This window comes from Streptomyces sp. PA03-1a, assembly GCF_033792805.1.
GTDB lineage: Bacteria > Actinomycetota > Actinomycetes > Streptomycetales > Streptomycetaceae > Actinacidiphila.
This window is the reverse complement of record NZ_JARAVO010000453.1, coordinates 1-2,174: the sequence shown is the minus strand read 5'-3', so window position 1 is coordinate 2,174 and position 2,174 is coordinate 1. Positions and strand designations below refer to the sequence as shown.

Genomic DNA, 2,174 nt, shown 5'->3' with positions numbered 1-2,174 from the left:
GCCCGACCCGCACCCCGAACATCCGGGCCACCTCGGGGGAGAACGCCGCCGCCCGCATCCGCAGCCCCACCGGGGTGACCCGGAAGAGCAGCACGAGCAACGCCATCACCACGAGCACGGCCCCGATGACGAACAGGTCCGAGGGCGACAGCAGCAGCCTCGCACCGCCCACCGTGAAGCCCTTGATGCCGAGCAGCGGCGGGAAGGAGCGCGGCGAGCCGCCCCACACCATCCCGGCCACCGCCTGCAGGAACAGCAGGAGTCCGAGCGTGACGATGACCGCGTTCATCGGCGGCCCGTTCTCGACCGGCCGGACCAGCACCCGTTCCACGACCGCCCCCAGGACGAACCCCGAGGCGAGGGCGGCCAGCAGGCCGAGCCAGTACGAACCGGTCGCGTGGATCACGCCGAGGGCGACGAAGGTCGTGATCATCAGCATGCCGCCCTGGGCGAAGTTGACGATCCGGGTCGCCCGCCAGATGAGCACCAGGGCCAGCGCGACCGCCGCGTAGACGATGCCGCTGCTCACCCCGCCCAGTGTCAGATTGATGAAGTACATTCAGAACCCCAGGTAGGCGTGGCGGAGGTCTTCCGCAGTGGCGAGGCGCGCGGCCGCGTCGGCCGCGACCACCCGCCCCAGGTTCAGCACGACGCCGTGGTCCGCGACGGACAGGGCGCTGCGCGCGTTCTGCTCCACCAGGAGCACGGTGAGCCCCTGCCGCTCCCGCAGGTCCCGCAGGACGGCCAGGATCTGGGCGGTGACCCGGGGCGCGAGCCCCAGCGACGGTTCGTCGAGCAGCAACAGCCGCGGCCGGGTCATCAGCGCCCTGCCGATGGCGAGCATCTGCCGCTCGCCGCCGGAGAGGGTCTCCGCGGGCCGCGCGCGCCGCTCGGCCAGGGCGGGGAAGAGGGCGTAGACCTCCTCCAGGCCGGCGGACTGCAGCGCCCTGCGCTCGCGCCGGCCCCGCCACAGCCCGCCCAGCCGGAGGTTGTCGTGGACGGTCAGCTCGGTGATGACCCCGCGGCCCTCGGGTACGTGGGACAGGCCCAGCCGCACGACCTCTTCGACGGGCAGCCGGGAGATGTCGGTGCCGTCGAGCAGGACGCTGCCGGAGCGCGGCCGGACGAGTCCGTTGACCGTGCGCAGCAGCGTGGTCTTGCCGGCGCCGTTGGCCCCGAGCACGGCGGTGATGCTGCCCTGGTCCACGGTGAGGGACACCTCGTCCAGGGCCCGCACCATGCCGTAGGAGACGACGAGTTCGCGGACCTCAAGCACGGGAGGACTCCTCTCGGGACCCGGGTGCCCCCGGCGCGGCGGTGTCGGCAGGCGCCGCGGCCGCTCCCGCGGTGACCTCGTCGCCGAGGTACGCCTCCGTCACCAGCGGGTCGTCGCGCACCTCGTCCGGGGTGCCGTGGGCGATGACCTTGCCGAAGTCCAGGACGAGGACCCGGTCGCAGACCCTCATGACCAGGTCCATGTGGTGCTCGACGAGGATGACCGCCATCCGTTCGCGCAGTCCCGAGATGACCTCGCCCAGGTCGCGCATGCCGTCCTCGGACAGCCCCGAGGCCGGTTCGTCGAGCAGCAGCAGCCGCGGTTCACCGGCGAGCGCCCGGGCGAGCGCCACCTGCTTCTGCACCCCGTAGGGGAGTTCGCCGGGGAGCCGGCCGGCGGCGTCCTCCGCGCCGAGCTCGCGCAGGACGGCCAGCGAACGGTGGCGCAGCAGCCGCTCGTCGCGGTCCGAACGCGGCAGGCCCAGCAGCGCGGAGGTGAAGCCCGCCCGCGCGTGCCGGGTCGCCCCGACCATGACGTTCTCCAGCACGGTCAGCCGGGGGAACAGCCCCAGACCCTGCAGGGTCCTGGCGATGCCGAGCCGGGCCAGCTGGTGCGGCCGGGGCCAGGGCCGTGCCCGGTCCTGCCAGTGCAGCGTCCCGGCGGCCGGGGGTACGAAGCCGCACACCGCGTTGAACAGGGTCGTCTTTCCGGCCCCGTTGGGCCCGATGACGCCGAGCACTTCGCCCGGCCGGACCGACAGGGACACCGCATCGAGCGCGGACAGGCCTCCGAAGGAGACCTCGAGTCCGTCGATGCGCAGGAGGCTTTCCACCAGTCACCCTTCCTTGGGAGTTCGGCGGGGTGGTACGGGACGAGGGCCCTAAAAACATTTGAAAGC

Annotated in this window: 3 protein-coding genes; all 3 read right to left on the bottom strand. The window is 72.8% G+C overall.

The window, feature by feature from the left end:
* On the bottom strand, positions 1-529 hold a 529-nt coding region (locus tag PV341_RS44800; protein ID WP_500360994.1), incomplete at its 3' end, for a branched-chain amino acid ABC transporter permease.
* Between the two features lie 30 nt (positions 530-559).
* Positions 560-1,276, bottom strand: a complete 717-nt coding sequence (locus PV341_RS44795) for an ABC transporter ATP-binding protein (RefSeq protein WP_500323777.1) — start codon at positions 1,274-1,276, stop codon at positions 560-562.
* Positions 1,269-2,108 carry an ABC transporter ATP-binding protein gene (locus tag PV341_RS44790; RefSeq protein WP_500323778.1) on the bottom strand — a complete coding sequence of 280 codons (840 nt, stop codon included), beginning with the start codon at positions 2,106-2,108 and terminating at the stop codon, positions 1,269-1,271. Before PV341_RS44790 ends, PV341_RS44795 begins: the two co-directional genes overlap by 8 nt.
* Positions 2,109-2,174 lie beyond the last annotated feature (66 nt).